Source organism: Ferdinandcohnia sp. GQ5 (assembly GCF_059759275.1).
In genome coordinates, this window is sequence record NZ_JCAXEW010000003.1 from 1 (window position 1) to 20513 (window position 20513).

A 20513-nucleotide genomic window follows, 5' to 3' on the forward strand; every position below is an offset into this window, starting at 1 on the left:
ACAAGGGTGGAGCAAAAAAGCAAGTTAGTGTCCGAACCCGAACCCGAACCCAAAATCTATCAAATAGGAGATTGAGAGTAAAGAATAACTAAGAAATATAGGGTTGTAGGAAGTAGCCGCCTGAGCAACAAAATATGCCCCAAAATGCCTAGGAGGTTAATTATATGAATAAAGACAATGACTCTCAATCCACCACAAATCATTCAAAAAGAAAGAGTGATTTATTTTGGGACCTTTTTCTTACAGGTGGATGGTCCTCATTTGAAAAGGAATGGAAATATCCAAAGAGTCCTTGGCATACATTCCTTTTGTTTTCTGTCCCTGTCTTGGGAGCGGGGATCATCGTACTAATAGCCGTATTTGTGAGAAAATTATTTTAGTGCAACCAAAATAAAAAAACAAGTTTAGTAACATACTTATTCGCTTATATGAATGCAAGCCCAATCGTAATTTTTATAATATTGTCCTGTAAACTCTTTAATTTATACAAGACTTTTGGTATAATAATTCTGAAAATTGGTAAATTTTAAAATACAGAAAAAGGGGGTTAATAACAATGAAAAAATTTAGTCTTTGGTCGGTACTGCTGGTATTGGTATTGTTTGTCAGCGCTTGTGGTGGGGGTGGAAGTTCAGAAACAGGTGGGGACGGGATAAGCGAGGATGGTATCTTAACAATTGGTGAAACTGGTCTTTATTCAACCAAAGGTGGGGATTTTGAAGTAACGATAAATAGTGTCAAGAAAGAAGCAGGTGGGGATGGTGAGACGGCTTTAAGGGGTACATATGTCGTTGCAAATGTAACGATAACGAGTAGAGCATCGGAGTCTACAAATTTAGAAAAAGTATTGCCATTTAAAATCTTTGTGGACGACATCGTTAACTGGAACAGCGTAACAGCTGGCAAAGAGTTCAGTTTTGGAAAACAAATTTCAGGGGAAATTGCTGGAGGTGATTCCATAACTGGTGAAATTATATTTGATGCTCGGGAATCGGAAACATATAAAATTCTGCTGGGTGGAAAAGCAGAACCAAATAAACTTGAATGGAGCCTAGCAGCAGAGGATTTTCAGTAAAAATATCAATAAATTTTTGAAGTGGTACTGGAATAAGATTCCGGTGCCACTTTTTTCTTTTGTGAACTAGGAAAACTTTTTAATACTATCATCTTAAACAATAAATTAAATCTAAATTTCAATAATATTTTATTGAAAAACAATAAATAATAACATATAATCAACTAAGGAATAATTCAATGTCGGGTGGGACACAGGGGCAGTCTCCTGGTCCCAAATTGGAGGTTAGGATCATGAGAGCGTTGAAACAGCTTTTTCATTTTGGTTGGGAGCAGGCCCTTTCCTGTTTGTTTCCTGTGGTTATTTTTGCCTCTTTGGCTCTTACAAAAATCATACATCTTCCTTTTTTGCCACGGTATGATTGGCTGCTAATCATCTGTGTTGTGATGCAGTGGTGGATGGTACGCTCAGGCCTAGAAACACGGGATGAACTAAAGGTGATCACATTGTTTCACCTTATCGGGCTGGCTCTTGAACTTTTCAAGACACATATGGGCTCATGGTCCTATCCAGAGGAAGGGTATTTCAAAATTTTCGGTGTGCCATTATATAGCGGATTCATGTATGCAAGTGTGGCGAGTTATCTTTGTCAGGCATGGCGCAGGCTTAATGTGGACCTTGTAAAGTGGCCACCATTTTGGTTAGTGGTCGCCCTTGCAGCTGCGATTTATTTGAACTTTTTCACACATCATTTTTGGATTGACGTCCGTTGGTACTTAGCGGTGCTTGTTATGGTTGTTTTTTGGAAATCCTGGGTCACATATGAGATTAATGGAACACATTACCGGATGCCAATTGCCCTTTCTTTTATGTTAATCGGATTTTTTATTTGGATAGCTGAAAATATTGCAACATTCTTTGGAGCTTGGGAATATCCCAACCAAACCAAAGCCTGGAGTCTCGTTCACTTAGGTAAGGTGAGTTCATGGGTTCTATTAGTCATAGTGAGCTTTCTTATCGTAGCAACGTTGAAGCAGGTTAAAGGGAAAAATTCCACTAGGATTACTACTAGTCATTTTTATAAAAAGGAGATGGTAAAATGAAAATGCGAGTGTCGATACTGTTTTTTCTTCTTATTTTATTATCAGCCTGTGCAGAAAATTCTGGTACTCCAATTGTGCCAAATGAAAGTAATATGATTATTAAAGTAAAAAACAATGCAGATTTTGAAATGTATGGTCTGGAAATAGATATACGTAACCATACACAAGGGGCGGTGTATGCGGACGGATCCAAAATAAAAAAAGGAGATGAACTTTTGTTTGAATTCCTAGAAGAAGATTTTACTTTAGAGGGTGAAGGTGAAATGGACGTTTTTATTTTAACGGACAACCACATAGAGGATAATGGTGATAGAATACCGATAAACAAAAAAGTAACATTAGACTTGGAGAGTAATAAGGAAATCATATTTGAATTAACAGGTGGATCAATAAGCGACGCTGAACTAAAAAGGTTAAAATAAGTGTAAGGATAATTGATGAGGGTGAGGATATGGCAACAACTATTACAAGGATCAATAAAGAACAAGCTTGGGAAGTACGGCACAAAGTGATGTGGCCAGATAAAGACTTTGACTATATAAAATTAGAAGATGATGATGCAGGAATTCATTTTGGACTTTTTGAAGGTAACACGCTGAAATCAGTTGTTTCTCTTTTTATAAAGAATGAGGAAGCCCAATTTCGAAAGTTTGCTACACTTCAAAAGGAACAAGGCAAGGGCTACGGAAGTACGTTGTTGGACTACGTGTTAAAGGAAGCAAAGAATCATGAGCTGAAAAGAATATGGTGTAATGCCAGAAAAAACAAAATGGATTTTTATAAAAAATTTGGTTTGCAAGAAAACAATGTTAGCTTTGAAAAAGGTGGCAAAGCCTATGTGATTATGGAGAAATATTGGTAATTCAATATAGAAACGTTGAAGTACGGGGGAGGAGAGCAGATGCTTGTAAGAGAAATTATACCTTCAGATGCAGAGAATTTTGGGTATCTTACACAACAAGTTGAAATGACTTCTGAATTTATGCTTTGGGAGGCGGGGGAAAGGAAGGCAAATCCCGACCAGCAACGAAAAATGATTGAGAGAATTGGTGCCAATGGTAATTCTACAATTCTTGTTGCCGAAGAAAAAAGCCAATTAATCGGTTTTCTAATGGCGATTGGTGGTAATGCCAGGAGAAACAAGCATTCCGTGTATATTGTTGTCGGTATCTTGAAGGATTCTAGAGGTAAAGGTGTAGGCACAAACCTGTTTGAAGAACTTGAAAAGTGGGCATTAGCGCACCAAATCCATCGTTTGGAATTAACCGTTGTGACTCGAAATGTAGCGGGATTAGCATTATATCAAAAAATGGGTTTTGAAATCGAAGGAACGAAGAGACATTCCCTTTTTATTGATGGTGAGTTTGTGGATGAATACTATATGTCTAAGCTTTTATAGAAGGAAGAGAAGGTGTGATAATCCAAGCAGGAATCACATCTTTTTTGTGGAACTTAACATAAAAAGGAAAAATGCTAATAAAATCTTTCACGATTGAGACTTGGCAACATACAGATGGTAAGTGAATGCGCTCAGGGGAGAAAAAGATCCGGTTTCTAAAAGGAGGACCATATGAAAAACATATATATGATCAGGCATTGTGAGGCTGAGGGCCAGGAACCTGAAGCGCCTCTAACAGAAAAGGGCAAACAACAAGCCATTAATTTAGCTGCTTTTTTTGAAAAACGAAAAGTAGATCGAATCATTTCGAGTCCGTTCAAACGTGCCATCCAAACAATTCAAGCACTGGCAGGTGAACGTGATCTTGTTATCGAAATGAATCATCAATTATCAGAACGTGTTTTAAGCGCAAGGAATATGCCAGATTGGTATGATAAATTAAGAGATACATATGTGAACTTTGATCTGAAATATGAAGGTGGCGAATCGAGTCGAGAAGCAGTAAGCCGAATCATTGAGGTTGTTGATGAAGTTTTGAAAAGTGATGCTGAGAATACAATTATAGTGACACATGGTGGTCTATTGTCACTGCTATTAAATCATTACAATAAAAACTTTGGATTCGAGCAATGGGCAGCACTTAGCAATCCGGATGTATATCTCTTAACTGGAGAAAATCAAATCACTTTCAAGCGACTTTGGGAATAAACTGTAACGTTATTTCTCAAAAAGTTATAGAGTAAAAGTGAAAGGGGAATTCCCATGAAAACACTTGGACTCGCGCTTTCGGTAACGATTGCCCTGTTCTTTATCAGCATGTTTATTATAGCTCCGGTCATGTCCAATATTGGCTATTCATCTGTTGAATCGTCCTATCATCTACAAACACACGCATTATTAATAACCCTGATTTTTACGGTTATTCTTTGTACCCTCCTTGGCACAAGATATATTGTAGAAGAACTAAAAAAAGCAAAGGCTAAGCACTAATTGAGCGTTGACCCAATGGCAGGTCAGCGTTTATTTTTGTGTAAATAAACTGAAACTTCTGTAAATATAAAACGTAAGATATAGAGAAGGGAGTGGGTTTCTTGAAGAGATATATGATTTTTGTGTTATTGGTATCGGTGCTGGAATTAATCCTGCTTTTCGGTATATCTCTGTTTTTGGATATAAACCTCGTAAACACAATGTTTATTGGTTCCTGCATTTTCATCATTTTTGCATTTTTAATGAGTTCCACGGGTGATATCTTTTCGAAAAATAGTCAAAAGGCCATTTTCGATATGTTTTTGGGAAGCTACAAACCACAGCACGAGAAAATGACATTAAAAATTAGTCCATTTCTAGTTGGCTCGATCTTGTGTTTTGGAATGTATTTTGTTTTGTATTATTTAGGGATTTTGACATGAGGAGAAAATAAATGAAAAAAGCCCTTTGTATAACAATCCTAGTTTTATTGATGCATTCAATCTCTGCTCACGCTCTTAGCTGGGCGTATTTCTTTGTCGTTCATGATGGAAAAGTATACGAGGTAAAAGAAGAGTTGCTACTCAAACAAACTGAACTTGGAAAAGCGATAGGTAAAGTGGAAACCGAGGCTGATGGGTATAGTGGGGACTATTATGGAAATGCATCAAACTATTATGAAATCGGTACACGCTATTATAAGATACAAGGTGTCCCAATCACCGAAGCAATTGCAGTTGAAACTGAAGAAGGGCTGTATGTAATAGCGGTCTATGTCCACGATGCTGCACCTCATATCAAGAATCTCCTCACAAGCTCCTATTTTTGGGTTATCTTAGGAATAGGGATGGTTCTATTGGTGGGGATTAATGTGTTAAAATCAAAACAAAGCTGATTTACTAGTAGTGTTCCAATTTTGACTTATATCAAAACTGTATTACCTAGAAAGCTACTAACCGCATCTATCTCAAGTTCCCTTTTCGCAATCTTGTTTGGCTTATTTTTTCCAGGTTCATTTGGGAGTGAAATCAACTCGATAAAAGAATATATGTGGAGTTTTTCAGCAACAGTACCATTCTACCTCATGTACAGCTTTCCAGTCATCCTCGTTTACGGAACGGTAACTTCTGTCATTAGCGACTTCCTTTCAGGACTCATTACGAAAAATAGGTTAAAACGAATGGAACCATATCTGTCAGCAGTATTTCATTTCTTATTTGGTTTCGTTCTCCAATGGATAAGTCTAGTTGCTGCCATCTTGTTTTTTGTAACAGACCGTATTTTAGGCAAAAAGAAGAACAGATACACTTGGAGCCATGGTTTAAAAAGCCTAATCATTCCATTTCTAATCTGGATCCTTTTCATGGGAATCATATGGATTATGGATTTCATTAGGGATGGTGGAGATCACATCGTTTATTAGTAGTAAAATATGTGGGTAAATGGAGGTTTCATAATGAGTCCTTTTATTGCACTTTTTATTATTTTATTTGCCATTGTGGCAGATTACTTTTGGTTTGATACGGATAAGAAGAGATGGGGTTGGATGAAAGATTGGTCAAAACTCAGTAAAGGGTTATTTTTTTTAGGATTTGCGGTCTTCTCGATATTAATTTACATAGGTTTAAGTTTCAAATATTTACACTAATTGGCGGATCTAAAGTAAGATGAGGTGCCATTCTTCTAATAGGGGGAGTTTACTTGAACCAGAAACTAAGAAAATCTGCAAAAGATAGGTCTATAACTGGTGTTTGTGGAGGTATTGCTGAATTTTTTGGCATATCCTCTTTTGCTGTTAGACTAATCTTTATTCTTTTACCACCTGCGAACATACTAATCTATATCATTCTTGCAAATACGATGTCTGATAGTCCACGGTCTCTTTATTAATAAAGAAATACGTTAGAGGTGATTAAATAGGGAGTGTGAACCAAATGGAAGTATACGATAGAGAAAATGTTACTTGTGTTGAATTAGAGGTTCCGAATATGCCAAACCTCTTTTTATTCGTAACGGATGGAATGTTAGTTGATACTGGAGCTAAAAGCTATGAAACTCAAATTATTCCTTTTTTAAAAGAAGCATCATTTGATCTTGTTGCATTAACACATAGTCATGAAGATCACACAGGTACAGCTCCGTGGATACAGGAAAACCTTAATGTTCCGATTTATATATCGCCTCTCGGTGTCGACACTTGCTTGCAATTTGCCCCATATCCACAATATCGCCAAATTATTTGGGGCAAACGAAAGCCATTCAGACCACTTCCGATATCAGATACAATACAGTCTCGGAAAAAAGAGTGGAAAGTATTACATACACCAGGCCATGCTGAGGACCATATTGCTTTATTGAATAAAGAAACTGGAATTTTGTTCACAGGCGATTTGTTTGTATCACCAAAAACAAAGGTAATAATGAGGTCTGAATCTATCCCTCAAATCTTGGACTCAATTCGGAAGGTTCTTACCCATGACTTCGGTCCAATGTTTTGCTGTCATGCCGGCTACATACAAGATGGACAAAAACGGATGCAACAAAAGCTTGACTACCTTGAAAATCTTTGCGGCGAAGTAAAAAATCTATATGAAATTGGGCTTTCCATAGAAGAAATTAATCAAAAGATTTTCCAAAGAAGATACCCAATTACGTTTGTATCAGAGGGTGAGTGGGATACTTTGCATATTATTACTTCAATTATCGGTGGTAATAAAAAATCTTAGGCAGATATTCTACATAAAAAAATTTAATTGTTAAGGGAGTATTGTTTCTATTGACAATTAATTCCTTTTGGATATAATTTAAGTAATTAAGTAATTACTTAAATACCGATGATGGAGGTCGTATAAGTGGCCATCAATGATTTATTTAAAGCTTTATCTGATGAGAATAGAAGAAAGATCTTAGACCTTTTGAGAAAAGGAGATTTGACGGCTGGTGAGATTGCTGAACATTTTGAAATGAGTAAAGCAGGTATTTCACAGCACTTATCTGTATTGAAAAATGCTGAATTAGTATTTGCGATAAAAAGGGGGCAGTATGTTTACTATTCATTAAATTCAACTGTTTTTCAAGAAGTATTGAAATGGATTATACAGTTCCATTCAAATAAAAAGGAGGAGAATATATGATCAATAAAGTTTTTATAAGTATTTTAACCCTGTTTTCATTTGGGATCAGTATTTTTATATTGGCTACCACTTCCGTAGAAAATACAATATATGGTCCTCAGGAAGTCATATTGTTTAGCATCCCATTAGCCATGGTCATTGTTAACAGCAACTTGTTTATACTTCCCAAACTGATTAAATCACCTGATTCCTACCTACGATTTAAAAAAGGACTTGAAAATATATTTTTGGCCTTATCACTACTATTAACCATTCTCCATATAGGTTTAATATTATCTGTATCCGGTTTTGACATTAATCTAATCCTATTAGTCCCTTTAAGCGTAGGGGTTGTCCTTATCACCACAGCAAATACACTTCCGAGATTTCAACTAGAAATGCCAACATCCTCAGTGCTATCTAAATCAACTCACCAAGTTTGGAACATTGTCTTACGTCCTTTTTCTATTCCTTTGATTATAGGAGGATTAGTGATGTTATTTTGTGCATTACTTCCAGAGCACCTCATACTAAGTGGGTTCCTAACGGTCCTTTTTTGTACATTATTGATTTCCATCTTACTTTCATTTAGAGCCTATAAAACTCATTTGAATAAATGTTAAGCTTCGCAAGAATAAAAGCTAGGGAATACCTATTCAGGTCTTACCCTAGCTTCACAGAAACCTTTTAAACTGTTAAGAACAAACTCACCAGATTGTTTGGCTGAACTTTTAAATAGCTTATCAATCATATTCATAACAGGTCGGAAATACGTTGTTTCAAACTCTTGCTCGATAATGGTATGATTGGCATGGTGCTGTAAACGATACGAAAAAGTCATCTTATAGGTTTGTGATTCAAGTTCAAAAGCGAAGAACGATGGGCGGGTAACTTGCTTATTTCTCCCCTGTAATGTAACCTGTTCTTTTTCTTCCACGGCTGTAAGCTGAAAGCTCGCACCAGGATGAGATTCGTGCTTGAGGTTAGAATAATGGATAGACGTCACATTCGGAAACCATTTTTCACGCAAATGGGCCTTCGCAATACAGTCAAATACGTCTGTAATGGGTGCTTCGATAACAATTGATTGTTTCATAGGAATACCTCGTCATTTTTATTAGATTAAACATAGCAGAAAAGGTGATATTTGTGGAGAGAATTTTTGGACTAGATCCTGTAGTTGGAGAAGACCCAAAAGTATTAATCCTTGGTTCGATGCCAAGTGTAGAGTCACTTCGGAAACAAGAATATTACGGGAACAAACGAAATCATTTTTGGAAAATCATGTTCCAGCTTTTTGATAGTCTCGAGCAGGAAGAATACGAGGATAAGATTGCATTTATAAAAGACAAAAACATTGCCCTTTGGGACGTGCTATATAGCTGCCAACGTGAAGGAAGTTTGGATTCAAATATTAAAAATGAAGAACCGAACGAAATTGAGTCTTTTGTTAAATGTAACCCAACCCTTCGCCTAATCGTTTGTAATGGCACAAAAGCCTATAAAAGCTATCAAAAATACATTGGGCTTAATCGCTTTCCAAATCATGAGGTGATTAAACTACCTTCCACAAGCCCCGTTCCCGGAAAATACAATAAAACTCTTGAAGGCAAGCTCCAAGAGTGGAAAAAGATTAAAGAGTATTTATAACACTTTTTTTAGGTCTTCCTCCATTTTTTCAGGCTCAGTTTGTGGGGCATAGCGGCCCACAACTTGGCCATTACGGTCTACTAAAAACTTGGTGAAATTCCATTTGATCGCTTTTGATAAAACACCTTTTTGTTGTTCTTTTAGGTATTCAAACAATGGGTCGGCTTTCTCACCATTTACATCAATTTTTGCAAACATCGGGAATTTTACGCCATAATTTATTTCGCAAAATGAAGTTGTTTCATCAACATTTTCAAACTCTTGATTTCCAAACTGTGCAGACGGGAACCCGAGAACAACTAAACCATCTTCTTGATATTTATCATAAAGCTCCTGCAACCCCTTAAACTGGGGTGTAAATCCACATTTACTTGCTGTGTTGACGATAATTAGTGGTTTTCCTTCATATTCCTTCAGCGCTTTTCTTTCACCATTTGGCATGGTTACTTCAAAATCATACACACTTGCCATTATTACCACTCCCTAAAGTACGACTTATCCCAATCGTAAATGATGTTAGATTTGGATTCAAGTTTGGACTTCTTTTCATACAGATTTTCATGTAAGATTCAGTGGAGAGAGAATTTTTTGAAAAAATGAGGGTGTAGAATGAACCAGTCGTTGAAAGAGTGGAAGTTCCCAGCGATGCTATTAACTGGGTTAGGATTATCCTCTTTGGGGGATTTTATTTATCTTGTAGCTATTAATCTACTTGTTTTAAAAATGACCGGATCAGCCGCAGCAGTTGCTGCTCTTTGGGTTGTCGGTCCAATTACGTCAATCCTCGTAAATGGATGGTCAGGAAGCATTATTGACCGCTCCAATAAAAAGAAGATCATGATCATCACAGATATCGTCCGAGCTGTTGCGGTTGCCATCATCCCATTACTTCCAAGTATTTGGATGATTTATGCCTTATTATTTGTAATCAGTGTTGCTAAATCTTTTTTTAATCCTACATCAACTACTTATATGACTGCCCTCATCCCGAAGGAACAGCGGAAGACGTTTAATTCGATTAGAAGCTTGGTTTCTTCAGGTGCATTTATCACAGGACCTGCGATTGCAGGTGTGCTCCTCATCGTGGGGAGTCTTGAAATCGCCATCTATAGTAATGCCATTTCCTTTGTCATTTCTGCTATACTCATCGCATTTTTACCGAATATTGATAGGAATCAAAATGACATAACGGAAAAATTTCAAATGAAGAACTTACTAGAAGATTGGAAAGTGGTTATTCGCTTTGGAAAAGAGGCATTATTTGTGATGATCATTTATTCCAGCTTTGTTATATTTGATATTTTTACGATGGCTATGGATTCGCAGGAAGTTGTTTTTACACAACGGGTAATTGGTCTAACTGAAGTGGAGTATAGCTTACTAATGAGTGTAACAGGGATTGGCTATGCGGCTGGAGGATTATTGGTGATTTTTATTTCACGATTTCTATCGATTCGCGCCCTGATCGGAACAGGACTCTTTATGCTTGCAGCAGGCTATTTCATCTACTCCCTGTCCACATCCTTTACGATGGCAGCCACTGGTTTTATTATATTAGGCTTCTTTTTTGCCTTTTCAAATACAGGCTTTACCACCTTTTATCAAAACAATGTACCAGTGGAAATCATGGGTCGTGTCACAAGTATTGTAAGTGTGCTGCAAAGTGCAGTTTCTGTTGTTTTCCTATTATTTATTGGAATCATGGGCGACCTCCTGCAGTTACGATACACGATTGTTACATTGTCTATTGTTAGCGTGGTGCTTGCCGTTTTTGTGATCATCCTTGTTTCTCAACCGACGAAAAAAGTGTACTTTTCAGAGGATAAGGCAGGATAGATATGTATACATAAGCTCAAATCATGAAAAATGCTGCGACCCTAAAAGTCGCAGCATTCACTCATCAACAATCTCAACTTTACTAGCTTTTGCCTGAGCTGGGGCAGACTCCGCAATCCCGCCATCCACCACAATTTTTACTTTTTGCCCAACCTCGAGCTTAGATACAACTGACTTGTCAATAGAACTAACGTTGAAAAAAATACTTGAATAATAGTACTCGTCATAAATTTCTTGATCTGTTTTTGTCTCAAATTCGGCTCCAGTAATGTGTTCATTGACTAGGATTCGCTCCCCGATCCCAAGAATGTAGCCAGTAATGGTTGTTTCGGCACTATTGCCCGATTGCCCGCCTGTTCCACAACTTGCAAGCAACAAAGTGAAAAAGCTAAAAAGTAAAACAATTCGTCTCATATTCTCACCTCATCTTATTTGGCGAAAATTCATGTGAAAAGGTTACGAACTGGATAAATAGTACGTGAAACTTTGTAAAAATATGTTAAAATATTTGAAAAGCAAAGGGGCAGGGAGATGAAATTTGTTCACTTATTTGGACCTCAAGCAGTTGGGAAAATGACGGTAGGACAGGAACTAGCGAAAATAACGGATTTAAAGCTGTTTCACAATCACATGACAATCGATTTAGTCAGTCATTTTTTTGATTATAGTACAAAACAGGGAAAACGGTTAGTAAAATTGTTTCGTCAGGAGATTTTTGAAGAAGTGTCAAAGAGCGATCTAGATGGCATGATTTTTACGTATGTTTGGATGTTCGATATGGAGTCAGATTGGGAGTATGTGAAAAATTTATCTGAGCTTTTTGAATCAAGAGGGGCAACGGTTTATTATGTTGAACTTGAAGCCGACGTGGAAGAGAGATTCAAACGGAATAAAACACCGAATCGCCTCGAACATAAACCTAAAAAACGCGATATCGAATGGTCAGAAAATGACATGAAAAAGACAATGGAAAAACATCGCTTGAATTCATTTGATGGTGAAATCACATTTAAAAACTACATCAAAATTGACAATACAAACCTAAGCGCTATAGAAGTAGCCAAAATGATCAAAGAAAGATTTCAATTATAAAAAACGCTTGGCATTTGTGTGTGAAACTGCATGATCTTCAAATAGGAAGATTGCAGTTCACATTTGCCAAAGCGTTTTCCAAATCAGTTATTCTTATTTAATTCATCTCGAAGCAATTCCAATCTTCTTTCCAATTCATGTGTGAAATGCTCACGTGCTTGCTTTGCGTCCATATCTGGAGAGGCAATATACATGGGTTCACCAAAAATAAGCCTTGCCTTTTTAAACTTGATTAATTCACCAATCGTATTTGGCCCAATATACACAGCGGGAACGACTGGTACCTTGCTGCGCTGTGCAATCGTAATCGCTCCTTGTTTAAGCGTAGACTGCTCATTCGTACGAGTTCCACTTGGGAAAATTCCTACGATTTCCCCTTTTGAGAGTAATCTAGATGGAATTTTTAACACACTTGGACCAGGGTTATCACGATCTACTGGAAAGGCGTTTAACTTTGTTAAAAAGCCACCAATAAATTTGTTTTTGAACAATTCCTTTTTTGCCATATAGTGTATTTGTCGAGGGAGTAGGGAAACACCAAGCCACAAAATATCAATATAACCTGTATGCGTACAGGCAACAACATAAGCACCGTCCTTTGGCAACTGTTCCTTGTTAAAAACCTTAATTCCACCTGTAGTTGTAAGGATGCCTTTTACTAAATTTGCAATAAAATGATACACGTAACTTACCCCTTCATAAAAAACTTCTAAACTAGTAAGATTATAGCATGAAAGAATGGGTCGAAAATACCAAAAAAGCGAGGATCTGCATGGAAAAAATCATGGTAATCGGAATATCTGCTGGCGTTGGAAAATCTACATTTGCTCAACAATTAGGTAATAAAACTGGAATTGACGTGTTCCATTTAGACAGCTACTTTTGGAAACCAGGATGGGTGGAGGCTACACTTGAGGAATTCAGACAATCTCAGGAGGAGATTCTAACGAAAGATACCTGGATTATCGACGGCAATTATAGCAAAACCTTCGACCTTCGTGCAGAGCAAGCCGATACCATTATTTATCTCGAACTACCAAGATATATGTGCTTATACCGTGTCCTCAAACGCTATTTAACACACATTGGAAAAAAACGCTCAGACCTTGGCTGCACCGAAAAGTTAGATTGGAAGTTTATCAAATTCATCTGGACGACCTATAAACCAAGAATACATAAAATGCAGAAAAGGCTTAACCGATTAGCAAAGGATAAAACTGTGGTCATCCTACGAGGGAAAAAGGAAATTCATGATTTTATGAGTAAATTGTAGAGAGTAATAAAAAAACACCCTAAAAAAAGTAAGTAGTTCGTTTTAGTGGTGAAACAGTAGGCCTTTTCCAAAGGATATTTACATAATGGTGGTGATGAAAATAAAAACGCTCGCCTTATATATTTTTGGATTTGTTCGATTTATTATTTTAACTATTTCTATATTTTTAAGTATATGGTTCTTCGTAGTAACTGTATTTTCAGGGATTGCTGCAATAGGGGAAACTCAAGAAGAGTGGGTTTATGCGTTAACACAATATCTATATTTTCTTGTTTGTGCTTTTTTAATAGGTGTGATGAATGAATTCGAAAAGAAAATAAATAAAGAGGATTACGACATAAGCTCAAATATTTGGTTATTTGATTTATATTTGCTTATATTAATAGCTCATTATGAATTGCCTAAAAAACTACTAATGAAATTGATGGGACGTTCAAAATAAAAAAGCCAGGTCAAGTTTCCTGGCTTTTGTGTTTGTGGTACGTATTTTGTATTTCTTCAACTGCTTGGTGATCGAACTCATTTTTAATAGCAGTGCCTAAACGGGTGTGGGTGTTTCAAGGAGAGTGCCCTTCTTTGTTGGATCTTTAACTACCAGGGCAGGTTAGTGAAGAAGGATTTAATCATTGTATATAGTATCACTATTCTTAATAGCGACTCAGTTTAGAAACCTTTTTCCTTTAGAGCGTAATAATTACAAGGTAGGTGGTCTGAAATGAATAAATTGTCTAAAATAGGAAAAAAACTGACTTTTATTGGTATCGGGGTAGCTGCATTTGGCATTGTGCTGATGATAAAAGATGACGGTGGAACATTTACTGCTCTCGCAATGCCTTTCATATTTATAGGTTTATTAGTAATAATGGCGTCAATCTTGTTTTTAGGAAACTTGAGTAAAAAGGCGTTTCATACAAATAACTTTATCGTTTTGTTTATGTTACTGGCGTTTAACACAATAGCCTTATTTGGGGCTGAATTTAGCGGAGGAGCAGAACCTTATACGTTGTTTGCAACTGGGGTTTCATTTGTATTTTGGGGAATTTTTTATTTTGTTCAATTTGCACGTCCCAACCAGATATGGCGAATTTCTTGGTTTTTCATTATGTTACTATTTTTATTCTTTTGGGAAACAGGACTTGGTACATTAGTTGGTCTAATGTTTTTTAACTAAAGGGTGCAAGAGTTGAAGATCAAAGCTGTCCCGAGGGCAGCTTTTTCTTTTAGTACTAACAGGCAGATTTGTTCAATAAGAAATCAATGGAGGTATAGTTATGTGGGTAATATTCGGGGTTATTGCAATCGTTGTTACTTTTATAAATCTTTATATGTATACAGCTGGAAAGGATTATAAGCTTGCTATGGCGATGGGTTTATCATTTACAGCATTAACACTTTGTGCAGAATACAGTCTTGTTTCGGATTGGGTAGAGGTGAAAGATTGGGCAGCTTTAGACGATGTAGTACCTGGTATGGAAAAGGCATTATGGTTTTTGACAATTGTTTCTATCATACTAAATATAGCACCTATACACTTAGAACGAAAAGGTAAGAAATAAAGAATGTGTCACATCATTTATATAATATGCAATTAATCTGTAAGTCTTAATGTATAGCAACGGGTAGCGATTTGCGAATAGTCGCTAAATTGCTAGCAAGCAGGTTAATGGAATAACGATTTTAGATATTATGGTAGAAAGGGTGACCAAAATAAAAACAGTTCTTCAAGCAGTTATCAGTTCAGTTGTCATTCACTTAGTCTATATCGTTGGTCAAATGGTAGTAGGTTATATAAAAACTAGAAACTACAACCCAGATATTGTAAGTGCTTGGGATAAAGGTGAGACACTTAAAAATGAGGTTGTTTTTGGTAAGGCTATATCTCCTTTTATTTACTTATTAACATTTATCGGTGTAACCGTTATCTGTGGGATTTTTATATTTTTATATAAAAAGTTATTGAACTAATGAGTAGCGTTTATTAAAAAAGGAATGCACTTTTCGTATTCAATTATAAAGTAAGTAAATTAACGATAGTTGCTCTTCTATTATAGGGGAGAAAGCTTTAATAGGGTGTATGCTAAAATATAGAAAATGGTAAACTTTGGATGCACACACTGCAATAAGACTTATTACAGTATTGAGTTCTTGATATATCCCGTCAAGTACATATTATGAAACAGTGCTTTAATAAAGGAGTTGTATAAAATGAATGAAAATAAAGTTACAGAAATAAAACGCTCTTCAAAAGCAGAAAACATTCTAGCTCAGATTAATAGTAAAACTAAGCTAGGCGACTTACGAAAAATCGCGAAGGACATTAAAAAGGATCACGAACTAGCTATGGAACTATGGTCAACCGAAGAGTTTTTGCCCAGACTATTAGCAATCTTAATTATGGACAAAAAACTTCTTTCACCAGATGTGCTAAATAAGCTTGATAAGGATATGCAGACTCACACTCTTGATGAGCGAAATAACTTAATGGACTGGTTAATGGCTAATCAGCTCACCAAAGACAAGAAGAAGATTGCATTGATGGAGTCATGGGAAAATAGTCCTTCTGCTCTTCAAAGGCGAGCTTTCTGGTATTATCAAGGGCGGTTGAGATGGACTGGACAAACACCGCCTGATAACACCGAGGACTTGTTATCTGCAATGGAAGCTAACATTACGCAGGAAGAACCGGAAGTTCAATGGGCTATGAATTTTACCGCTGGCTGGATAGGCGTTTATGATGAAAAGAATCGTGCACGTTGTATTAAACTTGGTGAGAAAACGGGTCTTTACAAAGATGAAAAAGTATCAAAAGGATGTACTCCCAACTATTTGCCAGAGTTCATTAAGATTGAAGTAAACAAACGAAATAAAAACTAGTTACCTCTGTACTGTTCAGAAGGAAATAAATAAGGACGATTTCCACAATAAAGGTGATCGTCCTTCTTCTTGGCAAAGTTTCAGTCGTTTCAAATAAGAACTTTATTCTTTTTCAACTAACGAAGTTTTCTATTGGAGGGAGAAGGATGGTAAAAATACTAGAATTGGCAAGTAACGAAATAATACAACAAGTATCAGAACTATATAAAGAAGTTTGGAATAATGAGGATAATTCAATAAAAGAACGGATTTTAAAACATAGCTCATATAAGGGGTATAGAGGGTTTGTAATCCTATCTAAAGAAGACAAAGTAATAGGTTTTTCATATGGGTATACTTCATTACCAGGACAATTTTATCACGAGTTACTTACAAAGAAATTTAATTCAGAAGAATATCATGATTGGTTACAAGATTGTTTTGAATTTGTTGAATTAGCAGTCCATCCATCATACAGAAAACAGGGGCTGGGTAAATTGCTAAGTACAAAACTATTAGAAAACCTTGAAAACAAGACCGCTATATTAACAACTCAAAACGATAATAATTCTGCCCGGTCACTATATGATTCTTTGCATTGGAAGGTTCTAAAAGAAGCTTTTTACCCAAGCAATTCGAAACAGCCATATGTAATCATGGGTAAAGAATTAATGTAGTCTTTCTTCACAAGTTAACGAGAGAAAGGTATTTCTACTTATTGATACAAATCTACCTCCAGTTGCGAAGTATATGGAATATCTCTATAACAAGGAAATTCTGGAGTAGTATGACAGTTCCGTCGTCCAACATTGCTAATAAAGACCATTATTTATATAATTGATGAGAAAAATTAGTAAGAGCTGAGTTTTTTTGGAGGGAAGAAAGTGGATTTTGATTTTGGTGCAATCAGTTATTTAGCAGTAATTTTAAGTGCGGTTGCTATCTGTATTCTTGGTTCAATCTGGTATTCACCAAAGGTATTCTGGAATACTTGGCAAACATTAAAGGGATTGAATCAGGAGGATCTACCTAGCGTGGGAAAAGTGATGACTAGTTCGATTTTGATGGCTATTGTTAATTCCTTTTTGTTAGCGAATATTGCCAAGTGGGCAAATATAGGTGGTTGGGCAGATGGGTTATGGCTCGGGTTACTAGTAGGTCTTATCATCGCTGGCACTTCTGCCACGAATGCCTTTTATGAAGGGATGAAGTTGAAACTTTACTTGATAACGGCTGGTTTTCATGTGATCAGCATGATACTTGCTGGGATCATTATCGGGAGTTTCTCTTGATACTCTCACTCACATTGATTGGATCATTTCGGAAAGGGATATTTTTACTTGTACATGACGGCCACTCTAGTAGAATGGCCGTTTTGTCGTATTTGTGTTTAATGTTAGACTATTTAAGTAAAATTACCTTGAAAACAAAAAAGTAATAATCTTTTTCAACAAAAGGGTGCATTGATCTAAGAAGGATTAACTACCCTTTGTGAAATTCTGGGGGAGAAGAATTGCTTAATAAAATTAAACGTCCCATTTATATCCTGCTATTTGTATTTCTTGCTATCTATTGTATTGATTGGTTTTATTTTGATTATACACGCTTCAAAGATGAATACCTTTTTGAATCTACCTCTCCAAATGAATCTTTCACAATAAAAATATTTCGTTCTAAAACAGATACGGTCACTCCTGTCGTGTTGGGGGTGTTAAACATAAACAATAAGAATAAAGAAACAAAATTTATCTACTTCGATAAAGTGGATTATGCGAAAATTAAATGGCTTGATGATGATATCGTCCTTATAAATAACATCCTGTTAGAGCAACTAGAAGAATACTGGCATATTCGAGAAGGAGTAAAAAAGGAAGTTTATAGTATCATATAATCATTTTCATTGAATTGACTTAAATCCTAATCGGGTGTATTCCTTACTTAACGTACGAAGCAATTTAGTTTAACAAGGAGTACCGTCAGATTTATCTTGTTACAAAACTATACATAAGGAGTTTAGCTATGGAAAAGTGGGATTTATATGATAAGCATCGTAATAAAATAGAGAAACAAATAACTCGTGGAGATGAAATGACATCAGACGAGTTTCATTTAGTAGTACACGTATGTATATTTAATTCAAAAGGAGAGATGCTCATTCAGCAGCGTCAGCCCTTTAAGCAAGGATGGTCAAACCTTTGGGATATCACTTGTGGTGGTAGTGCGGTTGCAGGCGATACCAGTCAGCAGGCTGCCTCAAGAGAGTTATTCGAGGAGTTGGGGATTCATTATAACTTTGAAAAGATACGTCCACTATTTACAATTAACTTTGAACGTGGCTTTGATGATTTTTATTTAATTGAATATGACTTAGATTTGAATGAATTGAAGTTACAGACTGAAGAGGTACAAGCAGCGAAATGGGCTTCTAAAGAGGAAATCATAAAGCTAATCGAACAAAAAAAATTTATACCTTATTATGAGAGTTTCATTGCGTATCTTTTTGAGGGTCGACATCATTATGGTTGTATTCGTTTGTAAATGTGTAGTTTTGCAATGATAACGTATTTAAGGAACTAAGTTTATAAAGGCGTATAAAAGATGGTGAAGTATTGTACTTAAAGTAAGGGTGCGTTGATCTATGAAGGATTAATGCACTTTTTTGTTGAAGTTATAAAACGAAACATACGGAATTGTTAGATAAGGATGGAATGATTATAATTTTTAGTAAGATATCAAAAGGTGTGAAGCAAAAGATGCATTTAAAATATGAGGTTTTACCAATTGAAAAAGCTGACTCTTGTAAAGAGTTGTGTAATGAACTTATGGTTTTTCAAAAATCAAAGGCAAAAATTACACCTGAATTGTTTGATGATATGAATTTTGAGACTAGGATGCTTTATTCTATAAAAAGTGCTACAGACAATCAAATAGTGGTTGTAAAAGATGGGGATAAAATAGTTGGTTATGTATATTCAAATATCTCTCCTAAAGAAGCCTACTCGAATAATTTCGCAACTTTCTTTGACCTTTCTTCTGTTAATGGAAAGAATGTAGGGTGTTTATCTCAGTTTTATATAAAAGAAGAATATAGACGATTTGGGATTGGCTCAAGGCTATTTGATATTTCAATGAAATGGTTGTATCAATTTGATGATATAGAAGATTATTTTATTTTTGTTTCAAATGGTAATGATGCATTAGAATTTTATAAACGAAAAGGTTTTGCTGTTAGCCACAATATTTTGAATGGATTCATAACTGTTTTACGAAAAAGATTTCCAGATCGTTAATTTTGAATGTGAGGGATTACACTTAAACGAACGGGTGCAAGAGTTGAAAATCAGAGCTGTAACGAAGGCGGTTTTTTCTTGTTTAACTAACGGGGCAGGTTTGTTGAAGAGTTTTGTTTAACTTGTGTTTAACAATCGGTCATATTGAGAGTATTTTGATGCTGACAAGAAAACGGGGGTACTTATGAAAACTCACTATTATTTAGGTTGGTTTAATAATTTTTTTCCAGAGAATCTAAGCAGAGTGTTACAGGGGGATATAACTGATAGAAAATCACTTGCTATGATTAGCTCGAATCCTTCTATTTATGAAAACGCTGGTGTTACTGAACGCTCTTGGCTTGACCAGGCTGGTATTATGTTTGACGAATATCATTTAATTAATTTTCGCGTACAGAAGGAAGATGCCCAAACGATAATTCAAAATGCTTCAGTCATTTTCTTGTTGGGAGGGGATATTCTTAAACTTAATAATTTTTTGAAGGAATATGAATTATTGGATTTGATAAAAAAAAGTAGCGCAGTTGTGATTGGAGCAAGCGCTGGTGCAATCAATATGTCCGCTAAATGGTTATGCTCGAAAAACTTTGGGGATAAAGTTGAAACGAACTCTGTTTATGACGGAATCGGTCTTGACAATTTTTCCGTCCTGTCTCATTTTGATCTTGAAAATAACATGGAGTTAGTTCAAAGCGAACTATCTCTTCTATCAAAAGAAATAGATATTTATGCATCGAACAAAGATTGTGCTTTACGTATAAAGGGAGACAAAATCGACGTTATAGGCAATGTTTATTTGCTTTCCCATTCAAAGATTCAGAAATTGGACGAGACGCTCTAGTTTTAGTTCAATCGGGTCCGAGTAATAAAATATGCGTCACTTTTTTCTTGTTCAACTAAAGGGTGCGTTATTGAACAAA

Annotated in this window: 34 protein-coding genes; 30 read left to right on the forward strand and 4 right to left on the reverse strand. The window is 36.0% G+C overall.

Features of this window, described 5'->3' with window-relative positions; genetic code table 11:
* Window positions 1–164 precede the first annotated feature (164 nt).
* From AC6CHV_RS04125 to AC6CHV_RS04195, 15 genes are all read left to right on the forward strand, one after another.
* Complete coding sequence (locus AC6CHV_RS04125) at window positions 165–380, forward strand: hypothetical protein (RefSeq protein WP_440272771.1); 216 nt, start codon at window positions 165–167, stop codon at window positions 378–380.
* Between the two features lie 176 nt (window positions 381–556).
* Window positions 557–1075: a DUF4352 domain-containing protein gene (locus tag AC6CHV_RS04130; RefSeq protein ID WP_440272772.1), complete on the forward strand. Its 519-nt coding sequence runs from the start codon at window positions 557–559 to the stop codon at window positions 1073–1075.
* Between the two features lie 233 nt (window positions 1076–1308).
* Window positions 1309–2118, forward strand: a complete 810-nt coding sequence (locus tag AC6CHV_RS04135; protein WP_440272773.1) for a DUF817 domain-containing protein — start codon at window positions 1309–1311, stop codon at window positions 2116–2118.
* Window positions 2115–2540, forward strand: a complete 426-nt coding sequence (locus tag AC6CHV_RS04140; RefSeq protein WP_440272774.1) for a hypothetical protein — start codon at window positions 2115–2117, stop codon at window positions 2538–2540. Before AC6CHV_RS04135 ends, AC6CHV_RS04140 begins: the two co-directional genes overlap by 4 nt.
* 29 nt (window positions 2541–2569) lie before the next feature.
* Window positions 2570–2980 carry a GNAT family N-acetyltransferase gene (locus tag AC6CHV_RS04145; RefSeq protein WP_440272775.1) on the forward strand — a complete coding sequence of 137 codons (411 nt, stop codon included), beginning with the start codon at window positions 2570–2572 and terminating at the stop codon, window positions 2978–2980.
* Window positions 2981–3019: 39 nt separating this feature from the next.
* A complete protein-coding gene (locus tag AC6CHV_RS04150; protein WP_440272776.1) occupies window positions 3020–3517 on the forward strand; it encodes a GNAT family N-acetyltransferase in 498 nt (165 codons plus the stop codon).
* A 171-nt stretch (window positions 3518–3688) separates the two neighbouring features.
* Window positions 3689–4225 (forward strand): histidine phosphatase family protein, encoded by a 537-nt coding sequence (locus AC6CHV_RS04155; protein WP_440272777.1) that lies wholly within the window; start codon window positions 3689–3691, stop codon window positions 4223–4225.
* Between the two features lie 54 nt (window positions 4226–4279).
* Window positions 4280–4507, forward strand: coding sequence for a hypothetical protein (locus AC6CHV_RS04160; protein ID WP_440272778.1), 228 nt, complete (start codon window positions 4280–4282; stop codon window positions 4505–4507).
* Between the two features lie 433 nt (window positions 4508–4940).
* Entirely contained in the window at window positions 4941–5381 is a 441-nt protein-coding gene (locus AC6CHV_RS04165) for a hypothetical protein (RefSeq protein WP_440272779.1), read from the forward strand.
* Window positions 5382–5402: 21 nt separating this feature from the next.
* Window positions 5403–5909, forward strand: coding sequence for a hypothetical protein (locus tag AC6CHV_RS04170; RefSeq protein ID WP_440272780.1), 507 nt, complete (start codon window positions 5403–5405; stop codon window positions 5907–5909).
* Between the two features lie 33 nt (window positions 5910–5942).
* A complete protein-coding gene (locus tag AC6CHV_RS04175) occupies window positions 5943–6134 on the forward strand; it encodes a hypothetical protein (protein WP_440272781.1) in 192 nt (63 codons plus the stop codon).
* Window positions 6135–6187: 53 nt separating this feature from the next.
* On the forward strand, window positions 6188–6376 hold the full coding sequence (locus AC6CHV_RS04180) for a PspC domain-containing protein (RefSeq protein ID WP_440272782.1): 189 nt from the start codon (window positions 6188–6190) through the stop codon (window positions 6374–6376).
* 44 nt (window positions 6377–6420) lie between these two features.
* The gene (locus AC6CHV_RS04185) at window positions 6421–7212 is read left to right on the forward strand and encodes an MBL fold metallo-hydrolase (RefSeq protein WP_440272783.1); all 792 of its coding nucleotides are present in this window, start codon (window positions 6421–6423) and stop codon (window positions 7210–7212) included.
* 132 nt (window positions 7213–7344) lie between these two features.
* Complete coding sequence (locus tag AC6CHV_RS04190; RefSeq protein WP_440272803.1) at window positions 7345–7620, forward strand: autorepressor SdpR family transcription factor; 276 nt, start codon at window positions 7345–7347, stop codon at window positions 7618–7620.
* The gene (locus AC6CHV_RS04195) at window positions 7617–8222 is read left to right on the forward strand and encodes a hypothetical protein (protein WP_440272784.1); all 606 of its coding nucleotides are present in this window, start codon (window positions 7617–7619) and stop codon (window positions 8220–8222) included. The genes AC6CHV_RS04190 and AC6CHV_RS04195 overlap by 4 nt, the downstream gene beginning before the upstream one ends.
* Before the next feature lie 29 nt (window positions 8223–8251).
* On the opposite strand, the gene AC6CHV_RS04200 is transcribed toward AC6CHV_RS04195, so the two are convergent.
* Window positions 8252–8695 (reverse strand): SRPBCC family protein, encoded by a 444-nt coding sequence (locus AC6CHV_RS04200; RefSeq protein ID WP_440272785.1) that lies wholly within the window; start codon window positions 8693–8695, stop codon window positions 8252–8254.
* Between the two features lie 53 nt (window positions 8696–8748).
* On the opposite strand from AC6CHV_RS04200, the gene AC6CHV_RS04205 reads away from it, so the two are divergent.
* A complete protein-coding gene (locus AC6CHV_RS04205; protein WP_440272786.1) occupies window positions 8749–9249 on the forward strand; it encodes a DNA-deoxyinosine glycosylase in 501 nt (166 codons plus the stop codon).
* Here AC6CHV_RS04205 and AC6CHV_RS04210 read toward each other — a convergent pair.
* On the reverse strand, window positions 9244–9720 hold the full coding sequence (locus tag AC6CHV_RS04210) for a glutathione peroxidase (RefSeq protein WP_440272787.1): 477 nt from the start codon (window positions 9718–9720) through the stop codon (window positions 9244–9246). The two genes, AC6CHV_RS04205 and AC6CHV_RS04210, sit on opposite strands and share 6 nt — an antisense overlap.
* Before the next feature lie 138 nt (window positions 9721–9858).
* Here AC6CHV_RS04210 and AC6CHV_RS04215 point away from each other — a divergent pair, with 138 nt between their 5' ends.
* On the forward strand, window positions 9859–11085 hold the full coding sequence (locus AC6CHV_RS04215) for an MFS transporter (protein ID WP_440272788.1): 1227 nt from the start codon (window positions 9859–9861) through the stop codon (window positions 11083–11085).
* 57 nt (window positions 11086–11142) lie between these two features.
* Here AC6CHV_RS04215 and AC6CHV_RS04220 read toward each other — a convergent pair whose 3' ends face one another.
* Window positions 11143–11499, reverse strand: a complete 357-nt coding sequence (locus tag AC6CHV_RS04220; RefSeq protein WP_440272789.1) for a YobA family protein — start codon at window positions 11497–11499, stop codon at window positions 11143–11145.
* A gap of 117 nt (window positions 11500–11616) precedes the next feature.
* On the opposite strand from AC6CHV_RS04220, the gene AC6CHV_RS04225 reads away from it, so the two are divergent.
* On the forward strand, window positions 11617–12177 hold the full coding sequence (locus tag AC6CHV_RS04225) for an AAA family ATPase (protein ID WP_498078181.1): 561 nt from the start codon (window positions 11617–11619) through the stop codon (window positions 12175–12177).
* Window positions 12178–12260: 83 nt separating this feature from the next.
* On the opposite strand, the gene AC6CHV_RS04230 is transcribed toward AC6CHV_RS04225, so the two are convergent.
* Entirely contained in the window at window positions 12261–12860 is a 600-nt protein-coding gene (locus AC6CHV_RS04230) for a 1-acylglycerol-3-phosphate O-acyltransferase (protein ID WP_498078182.1), read from the reverse strand.
* An 89-nt stretch (window positions 12861–12949) separates the two neighbouring features.
* Here AC6CHV_RS04230 and AC6CHV_RS04235 point away from each other — a divergent pair, with 89 nt between their 5' ends.
* The 12 genes from AC6CHV_RS04235 (at window position 12950) to AC6CHV_RS04290 (ending at window position 20434) form a co-directional block, all read left to right on the forward strand.
* Window positions 12950–13450: a P-loop NTPase family protein gene (locus AC6CHV_RS04235; protein ID WP_498078183.1), complete on the forward strand. Its 501-nt coding sequence runs from the start codon at window positions 12950–12952 to the stop codon at window positions 13448–13450.
* Between the two features lie 85 nt (window positions 13451–13535).
* Entirely contained in the window at window positions 13536–13892 is a 357-nt protein-coding gene (locus AC6CHV_RS04240; RefSeq protein WP_341330200.1) for a hypothetical protein, read from the forward strand.
* A gap of 273 nt (window positions 13893–14165) precedes the next feature.
* The gene (locus tag AC6CHV_RS04245) at window positions 14166–14621 is read left to right on the forward strand and encodes a hypothetical protein (protein WP_498078184.1); all 456 of its coding nucleotides are present in this window, start codon (window positions 14166–14168) and stop codon (window positions 14619–14621) included.
* A 100-nt stretch (window positions 14622–14721) separates the two neighbouring features.
* On the forward strand, window positions 14722–15006 hold the full coding sequence (locus tag AC6CHV_RS04250; RefSeq protein ID WP_498078185.1) for a hypothetical protein: 285 nt from the start codon (window positions 14722–14724) through the stop codon (window positions 15004–15006).
* A gap of 130 nt (window positions 15007–15136) precedes the next feature.
* Entirely contained in the window at window positions 15137–15415 is a 279-nt protein-coding gene (locus AC6CHV_RS04255) for a hypothetical protein (RefSeq protein ID WP_498078186.1), read from the forward strand.
* Between the two features lie 240 nt (window positions 15416–15655).
* Window positions 15656–16324: a DNA alkylation repair protein gene (locus tag AC6CHV_RS04260; protein ID WP_498078187.1), complete on the forward strand. Its 669-nt coding sequence runs from the start codon at window positions 15656–15658 to the stop codon at window positions 16322–16324.
* Window positions 16325–16470: 146 nt separating this feature from the next.
* A complete protein-coding gene (locus tag AC6CHV_RS04265; RefSeq protein WP_498078188.1) occupies window positions 16471–16980 on the forward strand; it encodes a GNAT family N-acetyltransferase in 510 nt (169 codons plus the stop codon).
* 207 nt (window positions 16981–17187) lie between these two features.
* A complete protein-coding gene (locus AC6CHV_RS04270) occupies window positions 17188–17595 on the forward strand; it encodes a DUF1761 family protein (protein WP_498078189.1) in 408 nt (135 codons plus the stop codon).
* Window positions 17596–17816: 221 nt separating this feature from the next.
* A complete protein-coding gene (locus AC6CHV_RS04275; RefSeq protein ID WP_498078190.1) occupies window positions 17817–18194 on the forward strand; it encodes a DUF5412 family protein in 378 nt (125 codons plus the stop codon).
* 128 nt (window positions 18195–18322) lie between these two features.
* Window positions 18323–18841 carry an NUDIX domain-containing protein gene (locus AC6CHV_RS04280; RefSeq protein WP_498078191.1) on the forward strand — a complete coding sequence of 173 codons (519 nt, stop codon included), beginning with the start codon at window positions 18323–18325 and terminating at the stop codon, window positions 18839–18841.
* A gap of 170 nt (window positions 18842–19011) precedes the next feature.
* Entirely contained in the window at window positions 19012–19593 is a 582-nt protein-coding gene (locus tag AC6CHV_RS04285; RefSeq protein ID WP_498078192.1) for a GNAT family N-acetyltransferase, read from the forward strand.
* Between the two features lie 184 nt (window positions 19594–19777).
* On the forward strand, window positions 19778–20434 hold the full coding sequence (locus tag AC6CHV_RS04290) for a Type 1 glutamine amidotransferase-like domain-containing protein (RefSeq protein WP_498078193.1): 657 nt from the start codon (window positions 19778–19780) through the stop codon (window positions 20432–20434).
* Window positions 20435–20513 lie beyond the last annotated feature (79 nt).

Excerpts from the sequence above, each read along its gene's own strand:
- AC6CHV_RS04125 (WP_440272771.1), top strand. The coding sequence starts at position 165 with ATGAATAAAGACAATGACTCTCAATCCACCACAAATCATTCAAAAAGA.
- AC6CHV_RS04130 (WP_440272772.1), top strand. The coding sequence starts at position 557 with ATGAAAAAATTTAGTCTTTGGTCGGTACTGCTGGTATTGGTATTGTTT.
- AC6CHV_RS04135 (WP_440272773.1), top strand. The coding sequence starts at position 1,309 with ATGAGAGCGTTGAAACAGCTTTTTCATTTTGGTTGGGAGCAGGCCCTT.
- AC6CHV_RS04140 (WP_440272774.1), top strand. The coding sequence starts at position 2,115 with ATGAAAATGCGAGTGTCGATACTGTTTTTTCTTCTTATTTTATTATCA.
- AC6CHV_RS04145 (WP_440272775.1), top strand. The coding sequence starts at position 2,570 with ATGGCAACAACTATTACAAGGATCAATAAAGAACAAGCTTGGGAAGTA.
- AC6CHV_RS04150 (WP_440272776.1), top strand. The coding sequence starts at position 3,020 with ATGCTTGTAAGAGAAATTATACCTTCAGATGCAGAGAATTTTGGGTAT.
- AC6CHV_RS04155 (WP_440272777.1), top strand. The coding sequence starts at position 3,689 with ATGAAAAACATATATATGATCAGGCATTGTGAGGCTGAGGGCCAGGAA.
- AC6CHV_RS04160 (WP_440272778.1), top strand. The coding sequence starts at position 4,280 with ATGAAAACACTTGGACTCGCGCTTTCGGTAACGATTGCCCTGTTCTTT.
- AC6CHV_RS04165 (WP_440272779.1), top strand. The coding sequence starts at position 4,941 with ATGAAAAAAGCCCTTTGTATAACAATCCTAGTTTTATTGATGCATTCA.
- AC6CHV_RS04175 (WP_440272781.1), top strand. The coding sequence starts at position 5,943 with ATGAGTCCTTTTATTGCACTTTTTATTATTTTATTTGCCATTGTGGCA.
- AC6CHV_RS04185 (WP_440272783.1), top strand. The coding sequence starts at position 6,421 with ATGGAAGTATACGATAGAGAAAATGTTACTTGTGTTGAATTAGAGGTT.
- AC6CHV_RS04195 (WP_440272784.1), top strand. The coding sequence starts at position 7,617 with ATGATCAATAAAGTTTTTATAAGTATTTTAACCCTGTTTTCATTTGGG.
- AC6CHV_RS04200 (WP_440272785.1), bottom strand. The coding sequence starts at position 8,695 with ATGAAACAATCAATTGTTATCGAAGCACCCATTACAGACGTATTTGAC.
- AC6CHV_RS04210 (WP_440272787.1), bottom strand. The coding sequence starts at position 9,720 with ATGGCAAGTGTGTATGATTTTGAAGTAACCATGCCAAATGGTGAAAGA.
- AC6CHV_RS04215 (WP_440272788.1), top strand. The coding sequence starts at position 9,859 with ATGAACCAGTCGTTGAAAGAGTGGAAGTTCCCAGCGATGCTATTAACT.
- AC6CHV_RS04220 (WP_440272789.1), bottom strand. The coding sequence starts at position 11,499 with ATGAGACGAATTGTTTTACTTTTTAGCTTTTTCACTTTGTTGCTTGCA.
- AC6CHV_RS04225 (WP_498078181.1), top strand. The coding sequence starts at position 11,617 with ATGAAATTTGTTCACTTATTTGGACCTCAAGCAGTTGGGAAAATGACG.
- AC6CHV_RS04235 (WP_498078183.1), top strand. The coding sequence starts at position 12,950 with ATGGAAAAAATCATGGTAATCGGAATATCTGCTGGCGTTGGAAAATCT.
- AC6CHV_RS04240 (WP_341330200.1), top strand. The coding sequence starts at position 13,536 with ATGGTGGTGATGAAAATAAAAACGCTCGCCTTATATATTTTTGGATTT.
- AC6CHV_RS04245 (WP_498078184.1), top strand. The coding sequence starts at position 14,166 with ATGAATAAATTGTCTAAAATAGGAAAAAAACTGACTTTTATTGGTATC.
- AC6CHV_RS04250 (WP_498078185.1), top strand. The coding sequence starts at position 14,722 with ATGTGGGTAATATTCGGGGTTATTGCAATCGTTGTTACTTTTATAAAT.
- AC6CHV_RS04255 (WP_498078186.1), top strand. The coding sequence starts at position 15,137 with ATGGTAGAAAGGGTGACCAAAATAAAAACAGTTCTTCAAGCAGTTATC.
- AC6CHV_RS04260 (WP_498078187.1), top strand. The coding sequence starts at position 15,656 with ATGAATGAAAATAAAGTTACAGAAATAAAACGCTCTTCAAAAGCAGAA.
- AC6CHV_RS04265 (WP_498078188.1), top strand. The coding sequence starts at position 16,471 with ATGGTAAAAATACTAGAATTGGCAAGTAACGAAATAATACAACAAGTA.
- AC6CHV_RS04280 (WP_498078191.1), top strand. The coding sequence starts at position 18,323 with ATGGAAAAGTGGGATTTATATGATAAGCATCGTAATAAAATAGAGAAA.
- AC6CHV_RS04285 (WP_498078192.1), top strand. The coding sequence starts at position 19,012 with ATGATTATAATTTTTAGTAAGATATCAAAAGGTGTGAAGCAAAAGATG.
- AC6CHV_RS04290 (WP_498078193.1), top strand. The coding sequence starts at position 19,778 with ATGAAAACTCACTATTATTTAGGTTGGTTTAATAATTTTTTTCCAGAG.